General features: G+C 59.9%; 25 protein-coding genes. 12 read left to right on the top strand and 13 right to left on the bottom strand.

Annotated elements, in window-relative coordinates; translation table 11 throughout:
- Positions 1–55 precede the first annotated feature (55 nt).
- Both ACS1BR_RS05915 and purD read right to left on the bottom strand, forming a co-directional pair.
- On the bottom strand, positions 56–988 hold the full coding sequence (locus ACS1BR_RS05915; RefSeq protein ID WP_463561014.1) for a phosphoribosylaminoimidazolesuccinocarboxamide synthase: 933 nt from the start codon (positions 986–988) through the stop codon (positions 56–58).
- 98 nt (positions 989–1,086) lie between these two features.
- Entirely contained in the window at positions 1,087–2,370 is a 1,284-nt protein-coding gene (gene purD, locus ACS1BR_RS05920) for a phosphoribosylamine--glycine ligase (protein WP_463561016.1), read from the bottom strand.
- 132 nt (positions 2,371–2,502) lie between these two features.
- On the opposite strand from purD, the gene ACS1BR_RS05925 reads away from it, so the two are divergent.
- From ACS1BR_RS05925 to purM, 5 genes are all read left to right on the top strand, one after another.
- A complete protein-coding gene (locus ACS1BR_RS05925) occupies positions 2,503–3,525 on the top strand; it encodes an asparaginase (RefSeq protein ID WP_463561018.1) in 1,023 nt (340 codons plus the stop codon).
- 1 nt (position 3,526) lies between these two features.
- Entirely contained in the window at positions 3,527–3,910 is a 384-nt protein-coding gene (locus tag ACS1BR_RS05930; protein WP_463561020.1) for a sterol carrier family protein, read from the top strand.
- 105 nt (positions 3,911–4,015) lie between these two features.
- Complete coding sequence (locus ACS1BR_RS05935) at positions 4,016–4,387, top strand: hypothetical protein (protein ID WP_463561021.1); 372 nt, start codon at positions 4,016–4,018, stop codon at positions 4,385–4,387.
- Between the two features lie 114 nt (positions 4,388–4,501).
- Entirely contained in the window at positions 4,502–6,241 is a 1,740-nt protein-coding gene (gene purF / locus ACS1BR_RS05940) for an amidophosphoribosyltransferase (protein WP_463561023.1), read from the top strand.
- The gene (gene purM / locus ACS1BR_RS05945; RefSeq protein ID WP_463561025.1) at positions 6,238–7,353 is read left to right on the top strand and encodes a phosphoribosylformylglycinamidine cyclo-ligase; all 1,116 of its coding nucleotides are present in this window, start codon (positions 6,238–6,240) and stop codon (positions 7,351–7,353) included. The genes purF and purM overlap by 4 nt, the downstream gene beginning before the upstream one ends.
- A gap of 157 nt (positions 7,354–7,510) precedes the next feature.
- On the opposite strand, the gene ACS1BR_RS05950 is transcribed toward purM, so the two are convergent.
- From ACS1BR_RS05950 to ACS1BR_RS05970, 5 genes are all read right to left on the bottom strand, one after another.
- A complete protein-coding gene (locus tag ACS1BR_RS05950; protein WP_463561027.1) occupies positions 7,511–7,726 on the bottom strand; it encodes a DUF3073 domain-containing protein in 216 nt (71 codons plus the stop codon).
- Between the two features lie 303 nt (positions 7,727–8,029).
- Positions 8,030–9,601 carry a carbohydrate-binding domain-containing protein gene (locus ACS1BR_RS05955; RefSeq protein ID WP_463561029.1) on the bottom strand — a complete coding sequence of 524 codons (1,572 nt, stop codon included), beginning with the start codon at positions 9,599–9,601 and terminating at the stop codon, positions 8,030–8,032.
- Positions 9,602–9,648: 47 nt separating this feature from the next.
- Positions 9,649–10,551, bottom strand: a complete 903-nt coding sequence (locus ACS1BR_RS05960) for a polyphosphate polymerase domain-containing protein (protein ID WP_463561031.1) — start codon at positions 10,549–10,551, stop codon at positions 9,649–9,651.
- A gap of 143 nt (positions 10,552–10,694) precedes the next feature.
- The gene (locus tag ACS1BR_RS05965; RefSeq protein ID WP_463561033.1) at positions 10,695–11,291 is read right to left on the bottom strand and encodes a DUF4956 domain-containing protein; all 597 of its coding nucleotides are present in this window, start codon (positions 11,289–11,291) and stop codon (positions 10,695–10,697) included.
- A gap of 143 nt (positions 11,292–11,434) precedes the next feature.
- Positions 11,435–12,400: a Sir2 family NAD-dependent protein deacetylase gene (locus ACS1BR_RS05970; RefSeq protein ID WP_463561035.1), complete on the bottom strand. Its 966-nt coding sequence runs from the start codon at positions 12,398–12,400 to the stop codon at positions 11,435–11,437.
- Between the two features lie 36 nt (positions 12,401–12,436).
- On the opposite strand from ACS1BR_RS05970, the gene ACS1BR_RS05975 reads away from it, so the two are divergent.
- Entirely contained in the window at positions 12,437–13,183 is a 747-nt protein-coding gene (locus ACS1BR_RS05975) for an SDR family oxidoreductase (protein ID WP_463561037.1), read from the top strand.
- Between the two features lie 11 nt (positions 13,184–13,194).
- Positions 13,195–13,767 carry an NADPH-dependent FMN reductase gene (locus ACS1BR_RS05980; protein WP_463561041.1) on the top strand — a complete coding sequence of 191 codons (573 nt, stop codon included), beginning with the start codon at positions 13,195–13,197 and terminating at the stop codon, positions 13,765–13,767.
- 38 nt (positions 13,768–13,805) lie between these two features.
- On the opposite strand, the gene clpB is transcribed toward ACS1BR_RS05980, so the two are convergent.
- The 5 genes from clpB to ACS1BR_RS06005 form a co-directional block, all read right to left on the bottom strand.
- The gene (gene clpB, locus ACS1BR_RS05985; protein ID WP_463561043.1) at positions 13,806–16,415 is read right to left on the bottom strand and encodes an ATP-dependent chaperone ClpB; all 2,610 of its coding nucleotides are present in this window, start codon (positions 16,413–16,415) and stop codon (positions 13,806–13,808) included.
- A gap of 213 nt (positions 16,416–16,628) precedes the next feature.
- Complete coding sequence (locus ACS1BR_RS05990; RefSeq protein WP_463561045.1) at positions 16,629–17,069, bottom strand: SRPBCC family protein; 441 nt, start codon at positions 17,067–17,069, stop codon at positions 16,629–16,631.
- A gap of 8 nt (positions 17,070–17,077) precedes the next feature.
- Positions 17,078–17,560 carry an RrF2 family transcriptional regulator gene (locus tag ACS1BR_RS05995; protein ID WP_463561047.1) on the bottom strand — a complete coding sequence of 161 codons (483 nt, stop codon included), beginning with the start codon at positions 17,558–17,560 and terminating at the stop codon, positions 17,078–17,080.
- Between the two features lie 8 nt (positions 17,561–17,568).
- Positions 17,569–18,150, bottom strand: a complete 582-nt coding sequence (locus tag ACS1BR_RS06000; protein ID WP_463561050.1) for an NAD-dependent epimerase/dehydratase family protein — start codon at positions 18,148–18,150, stop codon at positions 17,569–17,571.
- 136 nt (positions 18,151–18,286) lie between these two features.
- The gene (locus ACS1BR_RS06005; protein WP_463561051.1) at positions 18,287–18,862 is read right to left on the bottom strand and encodes a hypothetical protein; all 576 of its coding nucleotides are present in this window, start codon (positions 18,860–18,862) and stop codon (positions 18,287–18,289) included.
- 41 nt (positions 18,863–18,903) lie between these two features.
- Between ACS1BR_RS06005 and ACS1BR_RS06010 the strand changes: the two genes are divergently transcribed.
- The 5 genes from ACS1BR_RS06010 (at position 18,904) to ACS1BR_RS06030 (ending at position 22,174) form a co-directional block, all read left to right on the top strand.
- Positions 18,904–19,575: an HAD family hydrolase gene (locus ACS1BR_RS06010; RefSeq protein ID WP_463561052.1), complete on the top strand. Its 672-nt coding sequence runs from the start codon at positions 18,904–18,906 to the stop codon at positions 19,573–19,575.
- A 116-nt stretch (positions 19,576–19,691) separates the two neighbouring features.
- The gene (locus ACS1BR_RS06015; RefSeq protein WP_463561053.1) at positions 19,692–20,192 is read left to right on the top strand and encodes a Dps family protein; all 501 of its coding nucleotides are present in this window, start codon (positions 19,692–19,694) and stop codon (positions 20,190–20,192) included.
- A gap of 353 nt (positions 20,193–20,545) precedes the next feature.
- Positions 20,546–20,707 carry a hypothetical protein gene (locus tag ACS1BR_RS06020; RefSeq protein WP_463561054.1) on the top strand — a complete coding sequence of 54 codons (162 nt, stop codon included), beginning with the start codon at positions 20,546–20,548 and terminating at the stop codon, positions 20,705–20,707.
- Entirely contained in the window at positions 20,694–20,876 is a 183-nt protein-coding gene (locus tag ACS1BR_RS06025; protein WP_463561055.1) for a hypothetical protein, read from the top strand. Before ACS1BR_RS06020 ends, ACS1BR_RS06025 begins: the two co-directional genes overlap by 14 nt.
- Complete coding sequence (locus ACS1BR_RS06030) at positions 20,876–22,174, top strand: phytoene desaturase family protein (protein ID WP_463561056.1); 1,299 nt, start codon at positions 20,876–20,878, stop codon at positions 22,172–22,174. Before ACS1BR_RS06025 ends, ACS1BR_RS06030 begins: the two co-directional genes overlap by 1 nt.
- A 142-nt stretch (positions 22,175–22,316) precedes the next feature.
- On the opposite strand, the gene ACS1BR_RS06035 is transcribed toward ACS1BR_RS06030, so the two are convergent.
- Complete coding sequence (locus ACS1BR_RS06035; RefSeq protein ID WP_463561057.1) at positions 22,317–22,676, bottom strand: SdpI family protein; 360 nt, start codon at positions 22,674–22,676, stop codon at positions 22,317–22,319.
- Between the last annotated feature and the right edge of the window lie 284 nt (positions 22,677–22,960).

Consider the following 22,960-nt stretch of genomic DNA (forward strand, 5'->3'; position numbering starts at 1 on the left):
GTACCCGGTTGCCCCCACCCCCCCTTTTACCGCTGTCGGGTAGGTTGCCGGTGATTTAGGCGGTAAAGTCCTGGCCGGTGATACGCCTAAAGGCCTCGGCGTAGCGCTGGCGAGTTTTTTCAACAATGTCTGCCGGCAGCTCGGGGATAGGACCCACACCGTCCCAGCCCGACTCCCGAGATTTCAGCCAGTCCCTAATAAACTGCTTATCAAAACTCTTCTGGGGGCTCCCCGGCCGGTAGTCTGCCGCATCCCAAAAACGCGACGAGTCCGGGGTAACAGCCTCATCCCCCAGCGTGATTTCGCCGCGGTAGGAATCGGTGCCGAACTCAAGCTTGGTATCGGCAATAATAATTCCGCCGTCCCTCGCAATATCCTCGGCGGCCGAATACACCTGAAGGGTGAGTTCTTGCAGACGCTCGCCGATAGGCTGGCCCACCTCGGCATAGAGTTCGTCATAGGTAATCAGCTCATCGTGCTCACCGATCTCCGCTTTACCGGTGGGCGTAAAAATGGGTGCCTCAAGCCGGGAGCCGTCAACCAGGCCGGGCGGAAGCTTAATGTCGCCAATACCGCCGCTCTGCCGGTAAGCCTGCAAACCCGACCCCGTAAGATACCCGCGGGCAATACACTCCACGGGAAACATATTTAAAGACCTGCAAATCATGGCGCGACCGGCCACCGGCTCGGGAACATCGGTAGAGAGCACGTGGTTGGGCACACCGCTGAGCTGGCGAAACCACCACAGCGATAGCTGGGTGAGAATTTTGCCTTTATCGGGTATCTCGGTCGGGATCACCCGGTCGAAGGCGCTCACACGGTCTGAGGCAACCACCAGCACGGATCCGGCACGCAGCTCAGCATCGTCTCTGAGGGAGACACCGGTGGGGTCAAGGCTTTCCTCCTCGGGAACATAGAGGTCTCGTACTTTACCTCGGTAAATGTGGGTCCACCCGGGTATATCGAGGGGGGGCTGCTGAGCGCTCATGATTCTCCTGTGTCTGGATGAATAGATTTAGGGTGTGTCAAAAGGTTGGGTACACAAGCGGCAGCTGACACCCTATCGATGACAGCCACCGAGACGGTCTACACCTCGGTTGAAGGGACACTCACTCTGCCCTCTGCCGCTTCCTTGGCGATATCTGTTCTGTACTGCGCACCCGGCCACGAGATCTGTGCCACACCCGAGTAGGCGCGGCTGCGAGCCTCACCCAGGGTGTCACCCAGCCCCAGGACGGCGAGTACCCGGCCACCGGAAGTTACCGTCGCCCCGCCAACGGTGCGGGTACCGGCGTGCAGCACCTGCACCCCGTCGAGAGCCGCTGCCGCATCCACACCGGCCACGGGGTCCCCGGTGGCCGGCCGGTCGGGATAATTTGCCGCGGCCATCACCACGTCCACCGCGCCGCGAGGGTCCCAGGCAAGGACCGTATCGGGGTCCAGTTCTCCGCGGGCGGCATCCAGCAGCAGCTGCCCCAGCGGGCTCTGCAAGCGGGCAAGCACAGCCTGGGTTTCGGGGTCGCCAAAACGCACATTAAACTCGATGACCCGAATACCTCGGCGGGTAAGGGCCAGCCCGCAGTAGAGCAGCCCCACAAACGGGGTCCCGCGGCGGGCCATCTCGACCACGGTGGGGCGGGCAACCCGCTGAACCACCTCGTCAACAAAATTTTTGGGTAGCCAGGGTAGCGGGCTGTAGGCGCCCATACCCCCGGTATTGGGGCCGGTGTCGCCGTCAAATATGCGCTTGAAGTCTTGGGCCGGTGCCAGCGGCACCAGGCGGGTACCGTCCGAAATCACAAAGAGTGAAACCTCGGGGCCGTCGAGGTACTCCTCAATCACCACCGAGCTGCCCGCGTCAAAACAGGCCCTGGCGTGGCTGATAGCGGTATCGCGGTCCTCGGTCACCACCACGCCTTTACCCGCAGCCAGACCGTCGTCTTTTACGACGTAGGGGGGGCCAAAAGAGTCCAGGGCCTCCGCGGCTTCGTCGATGGTGGTGGCCACCCGCGCTATAGCCGTGGGTACCTCGGCTGCCGCCATCACCTCTTTGGCGAAAGCTTTTGAGCCCTCCAGCGCAGCGGCCGCTGCGTCGGGGCCGAAAACGGCAAAGCCGGCAGCCCGCAGGGTATCGGCGACACCGGCAACGAGCGGCGCCTCGGGGCCCACCACCACAAGGTCAGCCTCAAGGTCCCCGGCGAGGGCTGTCACCGCTTGGGGGCTGGCCGCGTCAATATCGTGGACCGGAACATCAGCGGCGATCCCCGCGTTGCCGGGGGCGCTGTGCACCTGGAGCACCCTCGGGTCCTTGAGAAGTGCTCGAATAATTGCGTGCTCGCGCCCGCCAGAACCAAGTACCAAAACCTTCATTCTTCAAGGCTACCGGATAGGCCCCCTTTTGATGCTCAGCGGACGGGCTAACAACACCCATGTCCGCGGCCAAAACCACGAAAAAACCGCGCCAGCGGCGGCGGCCTACAGCGCTGTGAAATACTGTTCTGTATGCAGACTCTTGACCTGTCGCAGGCTGCCGAGCTAGCAACCGTCACCCGCAGCGGCCTGATTGAATCCCGTCATGCCGGTACGGCGCTGGTGCTCTCCCCCGCCGGTGACCCTGTAGCCTCCCTGGGCGACCCCGCCGCGCCCATCTATCCGCGATCAGCGCTCAAACCGGTGCAGGCCATAGCGGCTATGCGGGCCGGTGCTGAACTTCAGGGTGCCCAGATAGCCCTGGCCGCCGGTTCCCACACCGGCTCCCTGGACCACATGAGGGTGGCCCAGTCCATACTCGACGAGGCTTCTCTCGGCGCAGACTCCCTGGCCTGCCCACCCGTTTGGCCGGAAGATGAGGAAACCCACCGCGCCCTTATCCTCGCCCACCGCGGCAAGCAGCGGCTGGCCCACAGCTGTTCGGGCAAACACGCCGCCATGCTGTGGGGCTGCACCAAGTCGGGCTGGGATACCGAGAACTACCTCAGCCCCGACCACCCCCTGCACACATACACGGCGGAGACTCTGGTGGAACTCGCCGGCGAAGAGCCGCCGCTCACGGGTATCGACGGGTGCGGGGCCCCCGCGCCGGCTCTTTCTGTGCTGGGGCTGGCCCGCGTCTACTCGGCGCTAGGGGCCGGAATTGACAACGTGCACGCCGATGCCCGCCTGGCCACCGTAGCAACCGCCATGGTCGACTACCCCGAGTATGTGCAGGGGCCCGGCCGCCCGGCCACCCTGCTCTCGACCCTGCTCAACGGCGTGGTCAAGAACGGCGCGGAGGGGGTGCTGGCTATCGGGCTGCGCTCGGGAGCAGCCGCGGTGGTCAAGGTGCTCGACGGTTCGTCCCGCCCCACCGCGCTGATCGCCCTGAGCCTGCTTGAGGCCTGCGGCTACATAGACCCCGAAACCGCTGCCCGCGGTATCGAACTGGCCGTGCGCCCGGTGGCCGGGGCCGGCAGACCCGTGGGGTCTATCGGGCTTGGCGTCGATGCCTCGGAGCTGATCTCCTCACTCACCGGAGCGGATAGCTGAGATGGTAGCCCGCAGAAAAATTTCTCACCGCGACGGCACCGCGGCTATCGACGCGGTGCGCTCTGCCCTCGCCACAGCCGAGGCGGACTCTGCCTTTGCTACCCTGCCCAGGGCTACCCGGGCGACAGCGGTCCGCTACCTTCTTGAAGAACTGGCCGCTCTAGCACCGGGTAACTCGGTGGAGGTGCGGGTACCTCCCTACGGGGTAACCCAGTGTGTAGCCGGCCCGCATCACAGGCGGGGCACCCCGCCCAGTGTGGTGGAGACCGATGCCTTCACCTGGTGCTCGGTGGCGCTCGGTTTTTTGCCCTGGGACTCGGCGGCCGGTAAAATCTCAGCCTCCGGGGCCAGATCCAACCTGGCCGACAAGATGCCGCTGCTCTAGCGACGGTGCGGGCACATAGCCGGGGCCCGGTGGCTCACTAGCCTTCGGGCCTGTCGGTGCCCCTTTGCTGCTCGAACACCGGCTTTATCTGTATTCTGGTAAACGATGAATACCCAGTCCCAGCACCCCCAGCAACCGAGCCGCTCCCCCGCAGAGGACAGCGGCCAGCTCATGACCCTGCGCAGGGCCCCCTCCCTCCTCGCCTTCGGTATCACCGGCGCTCTCGCCGGTGTCCTGCTTGCCGCCGCACTCAGCCTGGCACCCTGGCCTGAGGGGCTGCTCAGCGGCGGGGAACCGGTAGACCGCTACACTCAGGAGTACTCGACCTTCTCTGTCTTTGGTGTGCTCGCTGTAGCGCTGTCCGCCGGTGGCGCCGCTCTTGCCCTGGCCCTCGCCCTGCTCATCGACCGCCGCTCACTACGGCGCTCCGAGACCGTGCGCGCTATCCCCGGTGACGACCCCGCAGACACCTTATAACGGTGTATCGGTTAGACTTGCTGTAGGTCTCGGTTCAACTCTGTTCGCAACACCCAGAGGAACCGGCTTCAGACAGTAAAATTGCACCCCTACCTTTCGAAAAGATGGCAAGAATTGGTTCGTCCTGACGGAAAACTATCGCACGACCTCGACCCCCTCGACCACGGACCCAAAGATGAATGCGGCGTTTTTGGTGTGTGGGCCCCCGGCGAGGATGTGGCAAAACTTACCTACTACGGCCTCTATGCCCTCCAGCATCGGGGCCAGGAATCAGCCGGTATCGCAACCGGTGACGGCAGTCGTATCAGCGTCTACAAGGATATGGGGCTGGTCTCCCAGGTATTTGATGAGCCCACGCTCAACTCCATGCGCGGGCATATGGCGGTGGGGCACTGCCGCTACTCAACCACCGGCGCCTCGCACTGGGCCAACGCCCAGCCCACGCTGGGGGCAACACCTCACGGCACCTTGGCTCTGGCCCATAACGGCAACATCACCAACTCGGCAGACCTCTACGACCGGGTGCTCGATAAGAATGCCGGAGCAGCACCCGACCGCGGTGAGATCGCCCGGGGTAACACCACCGACACCGCCCTGGTCACCGCCCTGCTTGAAAACCACGAGTTTGGCTCTCTCCACGAGGCGATGCTGGACCTGCTGCCCACCCTGCAAGGAGCTTTCTGCCTCACCTTCATGGATGAAAACACCCTCTACGCCGCCCGTGACCCGCAGGGAGTGCGCCCGCTGGTCCTTGGCCGGCTTGACCGCGGCTGGGTGGTGGCCTCAGAGACCTCCGCCCTCGATATTGTGGGTGCCGCTTTTGCCCGCGAAATTGAGCCCGGTGAGCTTATCGCTATCGATGAGGACGGCGGTCTGCGCTCATGGCGTTTTGCCCGGTCGCAGCCTGCCGGCTGTGTGTTTGAGTACGTCTACCTGGCGCGTCCCGACACCACCATTAGCAAACGCTCCGTTTACGAGTCTCGCGTGGAGATGGGCCGGCAGCTGGCCCGTGAGCACCGGGTGGAGGCTGATCTGGTGATGCCCACCCCCGAATCGGGTGTGCCGGCAGCAATCGGCTACGCCGAGGAGTCCGGTATCCCCTACGGTAATGGCCTGGTCAAAAACGCCTACGTGGGCCGAACTTTTATCCAGCCCTCTCAGACTATCCGGCAGCTGGGTATTCGGCTAAAGCTCAACCCGCTCAAATCGGTGGTGGAGGGTAAGAGGCTGATTGTTGTCGATGATTCCATTGTGCGCGGTAATACTCAGCGGGCCCTGGTGCGTATGCTGCGTGAGGCCGGTGCCGCCGAGGTGCACGTGCGTATTTCTTCTCCCCCGGTCAAGTGGCCCTGCTTTTACGGGATCGATTTCGCGTCTCGATCGGAGCTGATTGCCAACGGTCTAACCGTTCAAGAGATCGGTCAGTCTCTGGGTGCTGATTCGCTGGGGTTTATCTCTCAGGACGGCATGATAGCCGCCACCAACCAGCCGCGGTCTGACCTCTGCACCGCCTGTTTCACCGGGAATTACCCGATTCCTATCCCGAAGAGGATCGGGAAGAACCTTTTTGATACCGGTAGCGATACCGGCGGCCCGCTGTCCAGCTCTATCGCAGAGGTAACCGCCGAGCGTCCGGTCGCCCACAAACCCGAAAACGCCCGTGCCGTCTCTATTGATACCCGGTCCGGTAGCAAAGATTTTGACTGTAAGGTTCCCCCGCGTTTTTCTGAGGTTGAGCCGCCGGGGCAGTGTAATCCCGGCCCCGATACCGAGCTGGAGGATTTTATTCTGCCCCAAGATACTGTGTCCGCCGATTCCCTGCCCGCTACCGCCGAGGAGAGCAACCAACCATGAGCGAGTCCAAGAAAGTAACCTATGCCTCAGCAGGTGTTGATGTGGAAGCCGGCGACCGCGCCGTTGAGCTCATGAAGGGTGCTGTGCAGGCGACCCACGGTGCCGGCGTGGTGGGCGGAGTGGGCGGTTTTGCCGGCCTCTTTGACCTCTCGGTACTCTCCGGCTATCGCAGGCCCTACCTGGCGACCTCCACCGACGGTGTGGGAACCAAAGTGGCGATCGCGCAGGAGCTGGATATTCACCACACCATTGGGCGGGATCTCGTGGGTATGGTGGTTGACGACATCGTGGTGACCGGGGCCCGACCGCTGTTTATGACCGACTATATTGCCACCGGCAAGGTGGTGCCCGAGCGGATTGCCGATATTGTGCGCGGTATCGCCGAAGGCTGCTCGCTTGCCGGCACCGCGCTGGTGGGGGGTGAGACCGCAGAGCACCCCGGTCTTCTGTCCGAGCACGAATACGATCTGGCCGGGGCGGCCACCGGTATTGTTGAGGCGGACGAGCTGCTGGGTCCCGACCGTGTGCGCGGAGGCGACATGCTGGTGGCCATGGCCTCCTCCGGGATTCATTCCAACGGCTACTCCCTGGTCCGGCGGGTTATTGATGTGGCCGGCTGGGGCCTAGAGCGTCACGTTGACGAGCTTGGCCGCACCCTGGGCGAGGAGCTGCTTGAGCCCACCCGCATCTACACCGCCGATTGCCTGGATATGATCGAGGCGTTCCCGGATCACGCCCCTGGCGGGGGTGTTCGCGGGTTTTCGCATGTGACCGGCGGGGGGCTTGCCGCTAACCTGGCGAGGGTGCTGCCGCGGGGCACCGTAGCGCTGGTGGACCGTTCCAGCTGGCAGGTGCCACCGATTTTCCGGCTGCTGGGTGACCTGGGTTCGGTGCCGCGGGCCGACATGGAGCGCACCCTCAACCTGGGTGTTGGCATGGTCGCGGTGGTTGCCCCCGAGGTTGTGGAGGCGGCGGTTGACCGTCTCAATCGGCGCGGGGTGCCGGCCTGGATTCTGGGTAGTGTCGCCGAAGATGACGGCGGTCATGCCCACAGCCCCGACTATGTGCAGGGGGCCAAGGGCGTGGACGGCGGTGCGGCGGTACTGCTCTAGCCTCACGGTTCTCCAGAGGAGAACCGTGACTGTCCTGTGCCGCGGTCGCCCGGCGACGGGAGGCCCACCGCGGGGGTGTTTGGGGACGCAAAAACAGCCCGTGCACTGGTGCTCGGGCTGTCATGCCTGCGCCGGAGGTACAGGGGTGGTCTAGCCCCTAGTCCTCATCCGCATACTTATCGGCGTATTTGTCGATATACTCCGAATAGTCGTCCTCGTCATCGTAGCGATAGTTCGAGGCTGGTTGAGATGAATTTTTCTTCTTAGCTCCGCTGAGCTCGCGTTCGAGCGCAGAGTAGTCGGTCTCGGGGCTGTAGTATTTCATCTCCCGAGCCTGCCGTGTTGCTTTAGCCTTTTGACGGCCGCGCCCCATGGCGTGACCCCCTCTTTATCCATCGTTTCCGTCTACAGCCGACCTGCCGCCGTGCCGTAGCCACCGGAATTCTTACAGTCTTTCCGTGTCTAGGGTACATGTTTTTTGCAATGTATGCAGAATGTTTTCTCCCTATCCGAGATTTCTTGGGACTGTTGACCAATATTTGCGGTACCGCCACCGCGCGGCGACTGTTCCATACCATTTTTTATGTGTTTCGTTACACGGGTGTCGGCGACGGGGCGGGGGCCCGGTGCCGGTTTCCCACCGGTGGGAAACCGGCACCGGCCGCCTCCTTCGCGACTAGGAAGCGGTGACGGTGGTTGCCTCGCTGCCGTTGACCTCAACCGTGTAGGTGCCGCCCGGGGTGATCCCCTCTGCGGTGGCAAAGAAAAGCCGGGTACCTTTATCGGTGACGGTGTAGGTTGCCACGGTGTTACCGCTGGAATCGACCACCGTCACCGTGTCCCCGGTTGAGGTTGAGGACAGGTTGGTGGTTGCAATGTATCCCCGGTTGTCGCTGCTCGGGGCAACAAACATATCCGAGGTACCACCGGCCACAATAGTGCCACCGGTCACCGTAAACTCGCCGGCCGTGTCAAAGACACCGTTGCCGCCGCTTGACGGACCGTTGAGGGTGAGAACTCCTCCGCTCATGGAGGCGGTGCCGTTGGAATCAAAGCCGTCACCCTCGGCGGTGATATTCAGGCTGCCGCCGGTGATGGTGATGGAAGCGTCTTCCACCTGTTCCATACCGCCGCCCATGTCAGCCGGTGCCTGGCCGCCCATATCTGCGGGGGCATTTCCGCTCATGTTCGGCGGGGTATCCCCGGGGCCACCGGAAAACATGCCGGTGTCTGTCGAACTTTCCTCACCGGTCTCATCGGTATCGGGCACGGTGGCATTGATTCCGTCATCGGTAGAAGTTACCGCTATCTCTCCGCCGCTCACCGTAATGTACTGGGCCTCGATACCCTCGTTTGACTGCGTGACGGTCAGAGCCCCACCGCTGATTTCGAGTTCTTTCTCGGCCTTGAACCCGTCGTCGGCTGCCGTAATGGTCACGGTACCGCCGGAGAGGCGCACCCAGCCGCGCTCTTCATCGGTGGAGTTGGTCGACTTGATGCCGTCTCCCCCGGTGGCGGTCGCGGTCACCGTACCGTCGATTATGTCAACGTAGTCCTTGCCCTTGATCGCGTGGTTTTGGGCGGTGACCTCCAGGGTGCCCGAGGCGATCACCAGGCCGTCGCGGGTGGCTACACCGTCGTTATAATTCCCGGACACTTTCAGGGTGCCCTCTCCGGCCAGGGTGAGGTCGGCGCGGGAGAAGATAGCCGCATCGGGGTCTTCATCGGTTGCCGCCGCGTAGCTTGAGCCGTCAGAGATACTGTTGGTGCTGCCCGATACGGTGTAGATGACTACCTCGTCGGCGTTTTCAATGTCTACCGCTGAGCCGTCCGTGTTGGTGATTGCGGCGTTGTCGAGGATCAGCCTCACTGTATCGTTGTCGCCGGCGTTGACCACGACCTGCCCGTCGGTCAGGGTGCCCGTCAGGCGGTAGTTACCGGCGGCGGTAATGGTGATCGCGTTATCGTCAACGGTTACGCCGTCGCCGGAAGTAGGGTTGGAAAGATCAACGGTGGTCACCGACGAGTCGTCCCAGGTGAGGTCATCGCTGTCGTAGTGGGTGTCGTACTTGATAGTGCTGGCCCCTGTTTCGGTTGCGGTGCTGCCGGAGGTGGTGGTAGTGGCGGTACCGGTCGATGCCGTGGCGCTCGCGCTGGTCGAGCTGCCGGAGGCGCAGCCGGTAAGGCCCACCAGCCCTATGAGCGCTGCCGCGGTAACCGACGTGGTGATTTTATGGTTGAATCTCACTGATATTCTCTTTCCTGTTGGGGTTCTCTGTACTGTCCGGGGCCGTCCTAGGCGGCGTAATTGTGACTCGTCAGTGTGGCACCGGATTCGGTGTCCACCGGCTGGAGGTTGAGGTTTCGGGAAATGGTCCTATTCCACTTGTTTGAGGGCAGCCGGTGGTTGAGGGCTGCCAGGCCCGTGGCGAATTTTGAGATTTTGCTGGGGCGGACTCCGGCTCGCCACAGGTGCTTATCGGCTACCGAAGGGGCGGTTGAAGATTTGGTTTCGATGATAACCATGCCCTCGGCGGTATAGCCTGCCCCCACCTCAAATCGGGAATTGGGGGTCAGAGCAAGCGCGCTCAGGGGGGTCCACACCAGGCCCGTGTCAATGGTCATGCGCGAATCCACCGGGTTGGTGTCGCTGGCGGGTAGAAAAACGGTGGTGCGTCGGTAGGCGGTGGCCAGTACCGGCTGAAACTCGGTTGCCGGGCAGTCGATCATGCCGCGCAGGGCCTCCTCCACGTAGTCCGCACCCGCGGTGTTGAGACGGTCACGGTCCGCCCGAGGGTAGGGGATCCGCTCTTTAACCGTGGCCGCCCGCGCCCCCTCGGTTTTGACCTCAAGAAAAGTGTCCCCGGTATCGACGTAGGTGCGGGTACGGATCTTGTACCGGTTACGTCTGCCGTGGGCGGCCAACCGGTAGCTGTCCAGAGTCCGGTTATCGAAGTAGACCGAATCGTAGGCGAAGTCTCGCGAACCGTCGATGGTCAGCACCGCCGCCCGGGCTGGAAGCGTTGCCAGCACCCGGGCCGCATAGTTGGCGTCCACAATGTACTTGCGGTCTGTCCTGGTCTGCATGGCGGCTTTTGCGTTGAGCTCACCCAGGCTGATACCGGGCCAGAATGGGGCTACCAGAGCCGGGGTCTGGGCGGAACGCTGTCTCCGTGTTAGAACTGCGGTGGCATTCATGTGTCTACTTTCTTTGGTGTGGTTGTGCTGCACGGTGGGCTAAGCATGTGTCTCTTGTTTTAAGTCTGGTGGTCGAAGCTATGTCTCAGCTGTGGCGGACTTAGGGCAGAGATATGACCCTAAAAATTTTTCTAGCCCGTCCGTTACACCTGCGGTGCGGCGGCGTGCTGGGTGCGGGAGTTCTGCCGTAGTTTTTTGTCGGCGTTATAGCGGATATCGGCCACGGTTTTGTCGTTGATCAGGTCGAGCTCGCTCACGTTGACCGTCACGATTTCGTAGCCAATCTGGTCTTGCAGGTAGATTTTGAGCACCGCTTCATCGCTGATCGCACGGTCTACGGTGACGGTTTGCGAGCGCAGGTTGGCCAGGATTTTGCCGGAGTCAACGCACAGCATGACCAGCAGCATCAGTGCCACAAGTACTACCGCCATGCTCACGGGTTCAAGGCCGATACCGGTGAGTAGACCCAGAGCTAGGGCAGCAAAATAGTAGGCGACTTCTCGCTGGTCGAGCTCGGTGGAGCGTAGGCGGATGATGGAGAGCACGCCGAATAGCCCCATGCCCATTCCGGCGCTGGTGGCGTCGGCGTTGGCCAGGGCCACGGTTACCGCAAAGACCCCGACGTTGATCACCAGGTAGGAGACCACCAGGTCGCGGCGGCGGTGTCGGGTCACGTACATGGTGCAGAGGATGAGGATTGCTGCGAGGTCGAGGGCTAGCATCATGAAAAAGTTGTCCATGTGAGAAGTTCTCCGAATTCTAGGGGTCTGGCTGCAAATGGTTGCCTAATATCCAGATTCTTCTCATTTGCTGTGTAGAACCTATGACCAGCTTAGTGCTCAGTTATGAAAACAATTTTTGGGTCGAGATATCTGTTTCTGCCCTAGATGAGCTGGGCTAGGGCCGCGGCTGTGTCGGTTCGCCACAGGTAGGTGGCGCGTGTGTCGGCCCGGCCGGGTCCGCCATTGATGATGCCGATCTCCCGGTTTTTCTTGGCGGCGTCGAGCACCAGTTTGAAACCGCTCATCACGGCAAGAGAGCTGCCTACCACCAGGAGGGAGCGGGCTTTTTCCTGCATTTCTTGCACGCGTGCCTTGCGGTCTTGGGGCACGTTTTCACCGAAGTAGACCACATCGGGTTTAAGCCTGTTTGAGCCGCACCGGGTGCAGCCCACCATGGTGAATTCGGTGATGAGGGAGTCCGCCAGGTTCACGTCGCCGTCGGGGTTGACCCGTAGTTTCTGGTTGTCGAGCCGGGCCAGGTAGCCGGGGTTGGCTGCCTCCATGCGCTGATCCATCTGTGCGCGGTCCTCGTGCTTTCCGCACATGAGGCAGATAACCCGCCCCAGGTCTCCGTGCAGGGCCACCATCTTGCGTGAGCCGGCCCGCTGGTGTAGCCCGTCAACGTTTTGGGTGACCAGCCCGGCCAGGCTACCGCGGGCCTCCAGCTTGGCAATGAGGTAGTGGGCGGCGTTGGGTTCCGCACGTCTCATGCGCCGCCAGCCGACGTAGGAGCGTGCCCAGTAGCGCTGTCTGGCGCTGTCATCGTAGCGGAATTCTTGGTAGGTCATGGGGCGGTGGTCTTTGAGGGAGCCGTTCCGGCCGCGGTAGTCGGGTATACCCGATCCTGTGGAAACCCCGGCGCCGGTAACCAGCAGCACCTTACCGCGGGAGAGCATATCGGCAATTCCCGCGCGGGCCGTGTCCGGGTCCTGGGGTGTGGCGGTCTCCTCGACTACCCGCTGAATGGAGCGCAGCGCAGACCGGTGGGCGGCCGCTATGTCGGGTCTGTCCAGGGGTTCCCGGTCCCCTGCGTAGTTTGAGGCTCGGGGGGAGGATTCAAAATTCACGGGTTCTATTATTTCAAATAACGTATGCTCGTAGGTATGTCTACGATTGCTGTTGCCGGGGCGACCGGTTTTATTGGAAAAAGTGTGGTCCTGATTGCGCGGGCAAGGGGGCACCGAGTGGTTGAGTTATCGCGGAGTGGCGGCATTGATTTATTAACCGGTGAGGGTCTTAGCCGGGCTCTTTCCGGTGTTGATGCCCTCATCGACGTTTCGCAGGTGGTTGATCCTCTTGCCGAAGACACCCGCACCCCTATTCTGCAGGCCACCGATCATCTTCTCACCGCGGCACAAAAATGCGGTGTGCAGCGGCTGGTTATGCTCTCCATTAACGGGGTGCAGAAGCCGAGCCTACAGCGGTTTCCCTTCTACCTCTCTCGCTATGAACAAGAAAATATGGTGTTGGGCTCCGGTCTGCCCGCAACCGTGGTGCGCAGCGTGCAGTGGTTTGAGTTTGCCCTTAACCCGGCGGCGACGGTGGAAACCGACTCGGAGGTGCGGGTACAAAACTGGGCTATTCAACCTGCCGCTATGGACTCTGTGGCGGGGTTTTTGGTGGGGTCAGCCGAGGGTGTCCGCGGTGAAGATGTAATTACCGTAGCCGGCCCGCACAAGCTCACCCTTCCCCAGCTCACCTGCTCTGTCCTGGAGGCCCGCGGTGATTCTCGCCCCGTGGTGGCCACCTCCGCACCACTGCCGGCACTTGAGGACGGCAGTCTTTATGCTCCCGATAGCGCCCTCATTCTGGAGCCTTCGCTGGATAGATGGTTAGAAGAGCAGGTATAGGAAGGGTCCCCATGAAGAAGATTGCTGTTATCGGCGGTTCCACCAGGCCCCGGAGGCTGAGTGAGCAGCTGGCCCGCTGGGTAACCGACGAGCTCAATACCCACCCCGGAGCCCGGTATACCTATATCGATCTGCGCGAGGTGAACCTACCTTTTTTCGATGAACCCTACCCGCCCCGTATGCAGAACTATCAGCACGAACACACGCGGAAATGGGCACAGACCATCGACTCTTTCGACGGTTTTGTTTTTGTCGTCCCGCAGTATAACCACGGTTACCCCGCGGTGGTAAAAAACGCTATCGATTTTCTTTCGCTGGAGTGGAAGGGGAAGCCGGCTCAAATCCTTGCCTACGGTTTCCACGGGGGTAACCTGGCGGCTGAGCAGCTTGAGCAGGTGCTCACGGGCCTGGAGATGAGGCCCCTTCTACCCCATATTCTTTACACGCTGGGGCGCGATAATCTCAGTGATTTTACCTTTGTTAACGTCCCCGAAATTTTTGAGCCGCTTGTTGAGCCTCTGAGCAGAACCCACGAGAATCTGCTCGCCCAGGCCTCCTCGCACTCCTCACAGGGGCGGGGCTGAGTGAAGGTAGCCCCGCCCCGTGAGGGGGCTTCCCCGGTCTAGTCTCGGTCCTCTTGTTCCAGGGCGGTAACCACCAGGCCGTCGGCGGTGACATCGGGGTTGACATCTACCCGGGCCGTGTCTCCGTCGTGAATTGCTCCCGAGAGAATACCGCGGGCCAGGCGGTCCCCCACCTCGGTCTGCACCAGGCGGCGTAGCGGGCGGGCACCGTAGGCCGGGTCGTACCCGGTCAGCCCCAGCCATTCGGAGGCCGCCGGTGTAACGTCCAGGCTGATCCTGCGCGGTTCCAGGCGCTGGGCCATGGAGGCGATCTGCAGATCAACAATCCGTGAGAGGTCCTGAACGCTGAGGGGTTCAAACATCACAATGTCGTCGAGCCTGTTCAAAAACTCCGGTTTGAAGGACCCCTGCACCACATTCATGACCGCTTTCTCTTTCTCCTCCTGGCCCAGGTCCTGGTCCACCAGGAACTGGGACCCCAGATTAGAGGTCAGAATGAGTATCACGTTGCGGAAGTCCACGGTGCGGCCCTGCCCGTCGGTCAGCCGGCCGTCGTCGAGTACCTGTAGCAGAATATCGAAGACATCGGGGTGAGCCTTCTCAATCTCGTCGAGGAGCACCACCGAGTAGGGGCGGCGGCGTACAGCCTCGGTCAGTTGACCGCCCTGGTCGTAGCCCACGTATCCGGGAGGGGCACCGACCAGGCGGGAAACGGTGTGCTTCTCGGCGTACTCGCTCATATCGATACGAACCAGGGCGTGCTCGTCATCAAACTGGAATTCGGCAAGCGCCTTGGCCAGCTCCGTTTTACCGACACCGGTGGGGCCCAGGAAAAGGAAGGATCCGATGGGGCGGTCGGGGTCGGAGACCCCGGCGCGGGAGCGGCGCACAGCGTCGGCAACAGCAACAACCGCCTTTTTCTGCCCGATCAGACGCTTACCGATCTCCTCTTCCATGTGCAGGAGTTTCTCGGTTTCTCCCCGAAGCATTTTACCGGCGGGTATGCCCGTCCAGGAGGAGATCACCTCGGCGATATCATCGGCGGTCACCTCTTCTGAGACCATACTTTCCGTGCCGGCCTTGTCTTCTTCAGCTTTCTGCGCATCGTGCAGTTCGCCCTCCAGGGCCGGAATTTCTCCGTAAAGGATACGTGAAGCTTCGCCCAGGTTTCCCTCCCGCTGGGCAACCTCTGCCTGGGACCGCAGTTCGTCGATCCGGTTTTTAATATCTCCTACCCGGTTGAGTCCTGCCTTTTCTGCTTCCCAGCGGGCGTTGAGGGCGTCAAGCTCTTCTTTCTTGTCGGCCATCTCGGCGCGCAGGTTGTCCAGGCGCTCAATGGAGGCCGGGTCGGTTTCATCTTTGAGGGCCAGCTCTTCCATGGTCAGCCGGTCTACCTGCCGGCGGAGCATGTCTATTTCTTCGGGTGCCGAGTCAATTTCCATGCGCAGTCGGCTGGCCGCCTCGTCGATCAGGTCAATCGCCTTGTCCGGCAGCTGGCGCGAGGGGATATAGCGGTTGGAGAGGTTGGCTGCCGCCACCAGGGCTGAGTCCGCAATAGCTGCCTTGTGGTGGGCCTCGTAACGCTCCTTGAGACCGCGCAGAATACCGATGGTATCTTCCACGCTGGGCTCCCCCACATATACCTGCTGGAAGCGGCGTTCCAGGGCGGCATCTTTTTCGATGTTTTCGCGGTACTCGTTGAGGGTTGTTGCACCGATCAGGCGCAGTTCACCGCGGGCCAGCATGGGTTTGAGCATGTTACCGGCGTCCATGGAACCCTCGGAGGCGCCGGCTCCCACCACCGTATGAATCTCATCGATGAAGGTAATGATCTGCCCCTCAGATTTTTTGATTTCGTCGAGTACGGCTTTGAGGCGTTCTTCAAATTCACCGCGGTATTTAGCGCCGGCGACCATGGAGCCGAGGTCGAGACTGATGAGGGTTTTACCGCGCAGAGATTCGGGCACGTCGCCGGAGACCATGCGCTGGGCAAGCCCCTCGACCACGGCGGTTTTACCCACGCCGGGTTCACCGATGAGTACCGGGTTGTTTTTGGTGCGCCGCGAGAGCACCTGAACCACTCGTCGTATTTCTGAGTCGCGGCCGATCACCGGGTCAAGTTTACCCGCACGGGCTACCGCGGTGAGGTCGGTACCGTATTTTTCAAGAGCCTGGAAAGTGCCTTCGGGGTCCGGGGTGTCCACGGTTCGGTCTCCTCTTACCTGCGGAATGGTCTCTTCAATGGTCTGCGCACCGGCCCCCAGCGCTGCTAGGGCTCGCGCGGTGGAATCGTCGTTGGAGGCAAGGCCCAGCAGAATCATTTCGGTTGACACAAAGGTGTCTCCGAACTGCTGTGCCTTGGTTTGGGCGGTTTGTAGGGCGCGCAGCGAGTCGCGGCTGAACTGTGCTTGGTTAACGCTGGCCCCGCTGGTTTTTGCCAGTTTTGAGATTTCGCCGGAGGCGGCTGTCGAAACCGCCTCGATATCTACCCCGGCGGCCTTGAGCACCGCAACCGCCACGCTTTCGCGCTGGTCTATGAGGGCTTTGAGCAGGTGGGCGGGTTCGATACTGGGGTTGCCGGCGGTCTGCGCGTTCATGTTTGCGCTGCTGATAACTTCTTGCGATTTGGTGGTAAATTTTGCATCCATATTTTTCTCCCTATCTCTGTGTCTAACGTTCTCTGTGAGGCCCGGGCCGAGTGTTGCGGCAGGTTCTTCCCACCTCACCATGCGCCCAAGCAGAATAACTAACTTGAGTCTATATCACTCAACCCAGGTTGACAAGAAACCGACACATTATTTTCCACAAATTTATCCGCATAGATTGACCACAAACCGCCGCCCGCAGTTAAACGGCGAGATTTACCCGAGACTACGACTGGCGGCTTTCATAACAGTGGAGTAGAGTCTAGCCGCAATACGGCAGGCCAGCGCAGATACCTGCGGGCGCAGGATAGGAATCGGGACATCAATATGAATTTCCCATTCAACCCGGGTGCCACCTTCGGGTAGTGAAGAAAACCTGACTTGAGTAAAGTCCTGTATGACCGGAGGAACGGAGGATTCCACGCGGTAGGTGATGGACCGATCGAGAGTAATTTCTGTTATCTGCTCGCGGTAGATTCCGGCGAGCATGTAGATAGTGCGTCGACTTCCAGCCCCTAGACCCCGGGGCTTTACAGGATCACCGAGAGTCACCTTGGCAACCATGAGTGAGGCAGTGTAGTTGGTGCTGTCCACAAACCACTCAAAGGTTTGATCCGGGGGCGCCGGGTAGGTGCGGCTAATAGTTATCTGTGACATGGCTGCTGTTACCGTTTCGGCGGTTTGCCAGCTGCGTGTGACACCCAGTCAACGGCTCCCTTTTCCAGGGCCTCGGGGGTGAGAAGTTGGTCGAGAGTGAGGGCGCCCAGCCGATCTTCAAAGGCGCGGGCCGCATCCTGAAAAGTAGTTGTCACCCTCTCCAGACTCTCTTCAAGGTGCTGGCCCGGCTCAAAGACAGCGCGAGCCAGCAGTGCCGCCGTAGAGGGGGCCTCAAACCCCTCAAGGGAGGTAAAGACATTGGCGAAGGTGATATCCGCAAGCGGGCGAGCAAGCTGGTAGCCGCCGTCCCTGCCGGGCAGGGACCGAATAAGCCGGGTGCTCGCCATGTGTTTGAGGATTTTTTTAAGGTAGGAGTCTGAAACATCGAGGACACGGGCCAGGGTTCCGCTTTTGACGGGGGCATGCCCCTCCTGGGAGCCAAGCACGAGCAAGACAAAGAGGGCCTGCTCGGTACTGCGGTTCATCTTCATGAGAATCCCTAGCGGTATAGGCGGGTGAGCTGGGCTACGAGGTCGCGAGCCACCTCATCCACCTCAACGGGTTTGAAGGTAGCGGAGAAAAGGCCAAGGAATTTGAAGACGGGGACCATTCTGGCCATAGCGTCGGAGCGTCCACCACCGTAGATAAGGGTGGGCTCAACCACGGCGACGGGGAGGTCGCCCGAACGCAGCTGGTCGATCATATCGGCCTTGGTGGCGGTAAATTTTTTGGGGCCGAGCCTACCACCAATGTATCCCAGAGCAGTGGCACCGCGTTCGGCGGCAAGTTTCTGCATGTTCTCCACGGGAAGGATATTGATACTGCGATTGTCTTCGTCATTTTTGCCGGGGCGGCCGAGGAAGTTGACGACCGTGTCGATGTGCTCGGGTAGGGCTGCGGCAAGAGAGTCATAGCTGGTAGCGTCTGCGGTGATGGTGGTAACTCGGGGGTCGGTAAGCCGATTGGCCCCGGAGCTTGAGACCGCGATGAAATGAGCCCGGGGGTCTGCGGCGAGCCATTGGCGGGTGACTTCGCGGCCGAGGTATCCGTTGCCGCCGAGTAGAACGTGGGTGGTTGTCATGGGGTTTCTCCTGAATGCTATGAGATAGATATTTAATATCTATGGATATAGATTATCCCTTTTTCTTGCCCCGCGCAAACACCTTCACACACTCAAGGGCGCCGGAGCGCACCCAAAACATACCGACCACATCGGACTAGTCGCCCAAGAAGTCGTATGCGCTCTGCTGGCGGGCAAGCTCCTCTTCTTTTTCCTCGGTGATGCCGGCGCTGAGCTTGCGAGAACGCGCCTCTTCTCCGCGCGCCACAAAAAACAGCGCAAACGCGGCCACAAAGGTGAGTATCCCGAAGGTGTTTCCGAACCCCGCCGAGAGCCCTATAAAATCCTCTCCCAGCAGGTTGGCCGCTGCCGAGACCGTGCGCCCGCCAATACGGTCGGGGCAGAGCAGACCAAAAATAAAAGCCATCAGCCAGGCAGTCACCTGAAGGTAGGCGATCATCGGGGTTGTACCCGCACCCGGCCGGTAGCGCCGGGCGTCCCGGTAGCTATAGAAGGCGGCGCACAGTAGCACCGCTAAAAGTAGCGGCCCGAAGGTGAGCGCAAAAATCGGCACCAGCTCGCCGCCAGCACCAAAGAGTATTCGGCCGGCGGTAATCCACAGTGCAGAAAATACCGCCCCCGGCACCGAGAGGTGCAGGGCCGCTCGGGTAAAGATACCGCCCCTCGGTGCGGGACGATCCAAGGTTTGGGGAATAGCTTGTTTGACGCTCACAAGATAATCCTAAACGTGCCGGTTCGCGGTAGGGTGGTTCTATGAGCTTCACCGATTCTGGCATCGAAAAACCCGCGGCCATTCTGTTTGACCACGACGGCACCCTTGTTGACACCGAGCCCATCTGGGAGAGGGCAAAGCAGAAAATCAGTGAAGAGCACGGAGCCACCTGGACCACCGCGGACACCCGCGCCGTTCTGGGCTATTCTATTCAAGTTACTCTTGAAAGGCTCCAGCAGGTGGGGGTAGATCTACCGCTTTCCGACATCGAAGAGAAACTCATCGGTTATATGCGGGAGGCTTTTTCCGAGTCCACCTACGACTTTCTACCCGGTATTCCGCAGCTGCTTGCCGAGGTGCGCGAGGCGGGTATACCGGCCGCAATCGTCACCAATGCCACCACCGCGGTGGCGGAGAATACTGCCTCTAAGGCTCCCGGCGTTTTTCAGGCCGTAATCGGCGATCAGCAAACCAGCCACCCCAAACCGCATCCGCAGCCCTATCTTCTGGCGGCAGAGGCGCTGGGGGTTGACCCCACCCACTGCATTGCTGTTGAGGACTCACCCTCGGGTGTACAGAGTGCCACCGAGGCGGGGATGAAGGTTATTGTTTTACCGGGCGAGGTTCCGGTTCCCGAAGGTAGGGGTAACCTACGAATTAGCCACGACAGGCTTACCCTTGAGGAAATACTTATTTTGAATAACTCAAAATAAAGCTGGTTTTTGGGCTCTTATTTTGATAAACTAATAACTACCGGCGGGGAGGTCCCACAGCGGTAGTCACCGTTTATCTCCGCCCCAAACACCGCAGTACAAGGAAAGGAAAATCCGTGTCCAAAGCAGCAAACTTTACCGTCCCCGGTCTCACCGAGTCATCGGGACACCAGGTAGCAGAAATATTGCAGCTTCGCCTGCACTCCATGAACGATCTTCAACTTTCACTCAAGCACGCCCACTGGAACGTTATCGGCCCCTCGTTCATCAGTGTTCACGAGATGATTGACCCGCAGATTGACCAGGTTCGTAATTTTGCCGACGAACTCGCCGAGCGCATGGCCACCCTGGGGGTCTCCCCCAACGGCACTCCCGGCGATTTGGTGAAGAAGCGCTCCTGGAGCGACTACTCCGTGGGCCGGGCAGATACCCAGACTCACCTGAAGGCTCTCAACGAGGTCTACACCGGTGTAATTGAGGATCACCGCGCGGCTATCGCTAAGGTAGGCGACATCGATCCCGTGACCGAGGACCTGCTGATCGGCCAGACCGCGGAGCTGGAAAAATTCCAGTGGTTTGTTCGCGCCCACCTCGAAAACGCAGAGGGCGATATTTAAGAGACCGCACCGCACCACCTATAGGCAAAGATAGAGAGAAAGCGTCCGTTAGGCCCCCGCCGACGGACGCTTTTCTCTGCCCGGCGCGACCCGGAAAGCAGGTCGAGTCAGCCACCGATGTGCGGATTCTTAAAAATTCTTGACGAAATTTTCAAAAAACTCTTGACGCACAGTATACTGACAAATAGACTCGTAGGCAACCGGTAAAATATTCTATCGCCCACCGCCATAAAGGTACTTACTAAAAAATATGCGTATTCACTTGAACGCACCGGGTAGCAGACTTTTACCCGTGATAAGGAAAGTAAAGAACGCGATTTCTACTGGATTCTTTCTGAGGCAAAGGAGCTTTCATGAATATATCTCTACAGGAGATTACCCATTCTTTTGGAGAGACGCAGGCTCTCAAGAATGTGCCACTCAACCCTCCATCCGGCTACGTGACCGGGTTCGCGGGTAACAACGGTGCCGGAAAATTAACCGCAAAGAAGAGGTGGGACTATGAAAGTGTTTGAAAAATTTATTGCGGTATTTGCCACGACAGCTGTTTTTCTCATGTTCCTTGGGGTTGTGCAAAGCTGGGATATGCACCCACTGTCACGTGCTATATTCGCAGCTATACTTACTGCTATACCTTCATATTTTATTTTCCATAAACCTAATAAACCCAACAAAGGATCCTAGTGCGGACAGCCTTTATTATTGGTTCGGGTCCCAACGGGCTGTCCGCGGCTATTGTTCTGGCCCGGGCCGGTCTGCGGGTGAGAGTGCTCGAAGCAGCGCCCTCACCCGGCGGCGGTTTGCGCTCTTTTCGTCACGACCGCTACGGGACCCTGCACGATCACTGCTCGGCGGTGCACCCCCTAGCCCTTGCCTCTCCCTTCTTCCGCGGTATTGGGCTCCACCGGGAAGTAGACTTTATCAGCCCTCCCAAACCCTGGGCCCAGGCAGTGTCGAACCATCACGCAGAAAGCCACCGCTTCACGCATCGTTGTGGCCGCCTGACCTCTTCTTTTGCCGGTGTTGCCGCCCACTCCATGCTTCCGCCCTTCCACCCCCTGGCCCTGGGAACCGGCCTACTCCTGGGCGGGGTGGGCCTCACCAGCGGCTGGAAAATCCCCCGGGGCGGTTCCCAGAACATTGCCGATTTCCTCCTCACAACACTCCGCTCCCACGGCGGCAGCGTTTCATGCAATACAGCGGTCGCCCCACACGATCTTCCCGACGAACTCCGGGGTGCAGATCTGGTTCTCTGGGATACGGACGTAGAGACCGCGGCACGGGCTGCCAGCCCCCACCGGGAACCACCGGTCAGGCGGTACGGGCCGGGGGCAGCAAAAGCCGATTTCGTGACCAGTGCCCCGATTCCCTGGAGTAATCCAAGACTACGTGAAGCCGGCACCGTGCACCTGAGCGGTAGCTGGTCTGCCGTTTCCGCGGCAGAAGAAGCGGTCAATAGCGGCTACCTACCCCAGCACCCCTTTGTACTGGTCTCTCAGCCCTCCCTCTTCGACCCTTCTCGGGCACCGGCCGGGCTGCACACCGTATGGGCTTATGCCCACGTGCCCAACAACTCGCCTGCGGACCCGGTCGAAATTATCACGGCAGAAATCGAACGCTTTGCTCCCGGCTTCTCAGCTACCGTGCTCGCCTCCACGAGTAGGAGGGCAGATGAATTCGCCAGCTACAACCCCAACTATGTGGGCGGTGACATTTCCACCGGTGCCCTACGGGGCTGGCAGCTTCTCACTTCCGGAACTCTGCGCGCAGAAACCCCGCAGACGGGCGCAGCCAGTCCCCGGTGGCAGGCTCTTTCCCGGGCGTTTACTCTACCGAGCAGGCTAGCCGCCGCACCCTGGAGCCTACCCAGAAAGGGTTGGTACCTCTGCTCGGCAGCCACCCCGCCTGGGCCAGGGGTCCACGGTATGAGCGGCTATCTAGCGGCCCGGTTTGCTCTGCACGAGCTTACCGCGACGGTATAGCAGATCTTGCTACGGCGCAGACTCACCACCGGGGCTCTGCTTACGCTGATTTTTTAGTACCCCATCAAACCGGCTTAAATCACTACCCTTCCAAACACGAACAGCGGCTATAAGTAAACCAAATCTCAAAGATTGAGATACATCATAAATGATTAATTTTTTTCGCAACACCATTTGCCCTAAAGTAGCAATAAATCACGAAAGGCACATTGGTAAAAAGTGCAAACCTGCCTATACTAATAGAAGTCAAACCGCTTATATGTGATAAAACCAGAAGCAAAGCACCGGATAACAACATCAATGAACCAAAAATAATCAGGGGGAATTTAATCGACCGATGAGCCTCCATCCACGCCTTAGGAGACTTTGTCGTCTCTGGAGTTGTGACTCCCATAAAAGAAAACTCACCTGCACCTTTTCTCGTTGAATAAAATGCTACCGTCACCCAAAGTAAGCCCAGGATAATTAATAAAATATTAAGATATAATAACTCTTCGCTCAATCTGACTCCTTGATCATATACGAGTCGAAATCAATCATTCAGACTAAACTTCCACCCCCTCTTAAAACTCTTTATCTTACCCTAGAGAGCTGTTTATTTTTATAAATAATACAGATCATAATTTTACAGAAGAGTCCTAACGAAATCACGTATTTTTATCCACGTTTCGTCAAATTTATCCCAACACCATTGAAACTACGTATCTGGCTCTCATATCCACAACCTTGGTTGCTTACTTTGTTCCCAACGAATCAGCTACCGCTTGTGATTCCCCGGCTTGTCCT

It is taken from the genome of Rothia sp. 18CD1-1 (assembly GCF_055285355.1).

Excerpts from the sequence above, each read along its gene's own strand:
- ACS1BR_RS05915 (WP_463561014.1), bottom strand. The coding sequence starts at position 988 with ATGAGCGCTCAGCAGCCCCCCCTCGATATACCCGGGTGGACCCACATT.
- purD (WP_463561016.1), bottom strand. The coding sequence starts at position 2,370 with ATGAAGGTTTTGGTACTTGGTTCTGGCGGGCGCGAGCACGCAATTATT.
- clpB (WP_463561043.1), bottom strand. The coding sequence starts at position 16,415 with ATGGATGCAAAATTTACCACCAAATCGCAAGAAGTTATCAGCAGCGCA.
- ACS1BR_RS05925 (WP_463561018.1), top strand. The coding sequence starts at position 2,503 with ATGCAGACTCTTGACCTGTCGCAGGCTGCCGAGCTAGCAACCGTCACC.
- ACS1BR_RS05930 (WP_463561020.1), top strand. The coding sequence starts at position 3,527 with ATGGTAGCCCGCAGAAAAATTTCTCACCGCGACGGCACCGCGGCTATC.
- ACS1BR_RS05960 (WP_463561031.1), bottom strand. The coding sequence starts at position 10,551 with ATGAATGCCACCGCAGTTCTAACACGGAGACAGCGTTCCGCCCAGACC.
- purM (WP_463561025.1), top strand. The coding sequence starts at position 6,238 with ATGAGCGAGTCCAAGAAAGTAACCTATGCCTCAGCAGGTGTTGATGTG.
- ACS1BR_RS06025 (WP_463561055.1), top strand. The coding sequence starts at position 20,694 with ATGAAAGTGTTTGAAAAATTTATTGCGGTATTTGCCACGACAGCTGTT.
- ACS1BR_RS05980 (WP_463561041.1), top strand. The coding sequence starts at position 13,195 with ATGAAGAAGATTGCTGTTATCGGCGGTTCCACCAGGCCCCGGAGGCTG.
- ACS1BR_RS05990 (WP_463561045.1), bottom strand. The coding sequence starts at position 17,069 with ATGTCACAGATAACTATTAGCCGCACCTACCCGGCGCCCCCGGATCAA.
- ACS1BR_RS05995 (WP_463561047.1), bottom strand. The coding sequence starts at position 17,560 with ATGAAGATGAACCGCAGTACCGAGCAGGCCCTCTTTGTCTTGCTCGTG.
- ACS1BR_RS05935 (WP_463561021.1), top strand. The coding sequence starts at position 4,016 with ATGAATACCCAGTCCCAGCACCCCCAGCAACCGAGCCGCTCCCCCGCA.
- ACS1BR_RS05950 (WP_463561027.1), bottom strand. The coding sequence starts at position 7,726 with ATGGGGCGCGGCCGTCAAAAGGCTAAAGCAACACGGCAGGCTCGGGAG.
- ACS1BR_RS06020 (WP_463561054.1), top strand. The coding sequence starts at position 20,546 with ATGAATATATCTCTACAGGAGATTACCCATTCTTTTGGAGAGACGCAG.
- ACS1BR_RS05965 (WP_463561033.1), bottom strand. The coding sequence starts at position 11,291 with ATGGACAACTTTTTCATGATGCTAGCCCTCGACCTCGCAGCAATCCTC.
- ACS1BR_RS06010 (WP_463561052.1), top strand. The coding sequence starts at position 18,904 with ATGAGCTTCACCGATTCTGGCATCGAAAAACCCGCGGCCATTCTGTTT.
- ACS1BR_RS06000 (WP_463561050.1), bottom strand. The coding sequence starts at position 18,150 with ATGACAACCACCCACGTTCTACTCGGCGGCAACGGATACCTCGGCCGC.
- ACS1BR_RS05975 (WP_463561037.1), top strand. The coding sequence starts at position 12,437 with ATGTCTACGATTGCTGTTGCCGGGGCGACCGGTTTTATTGGAAAAAGT.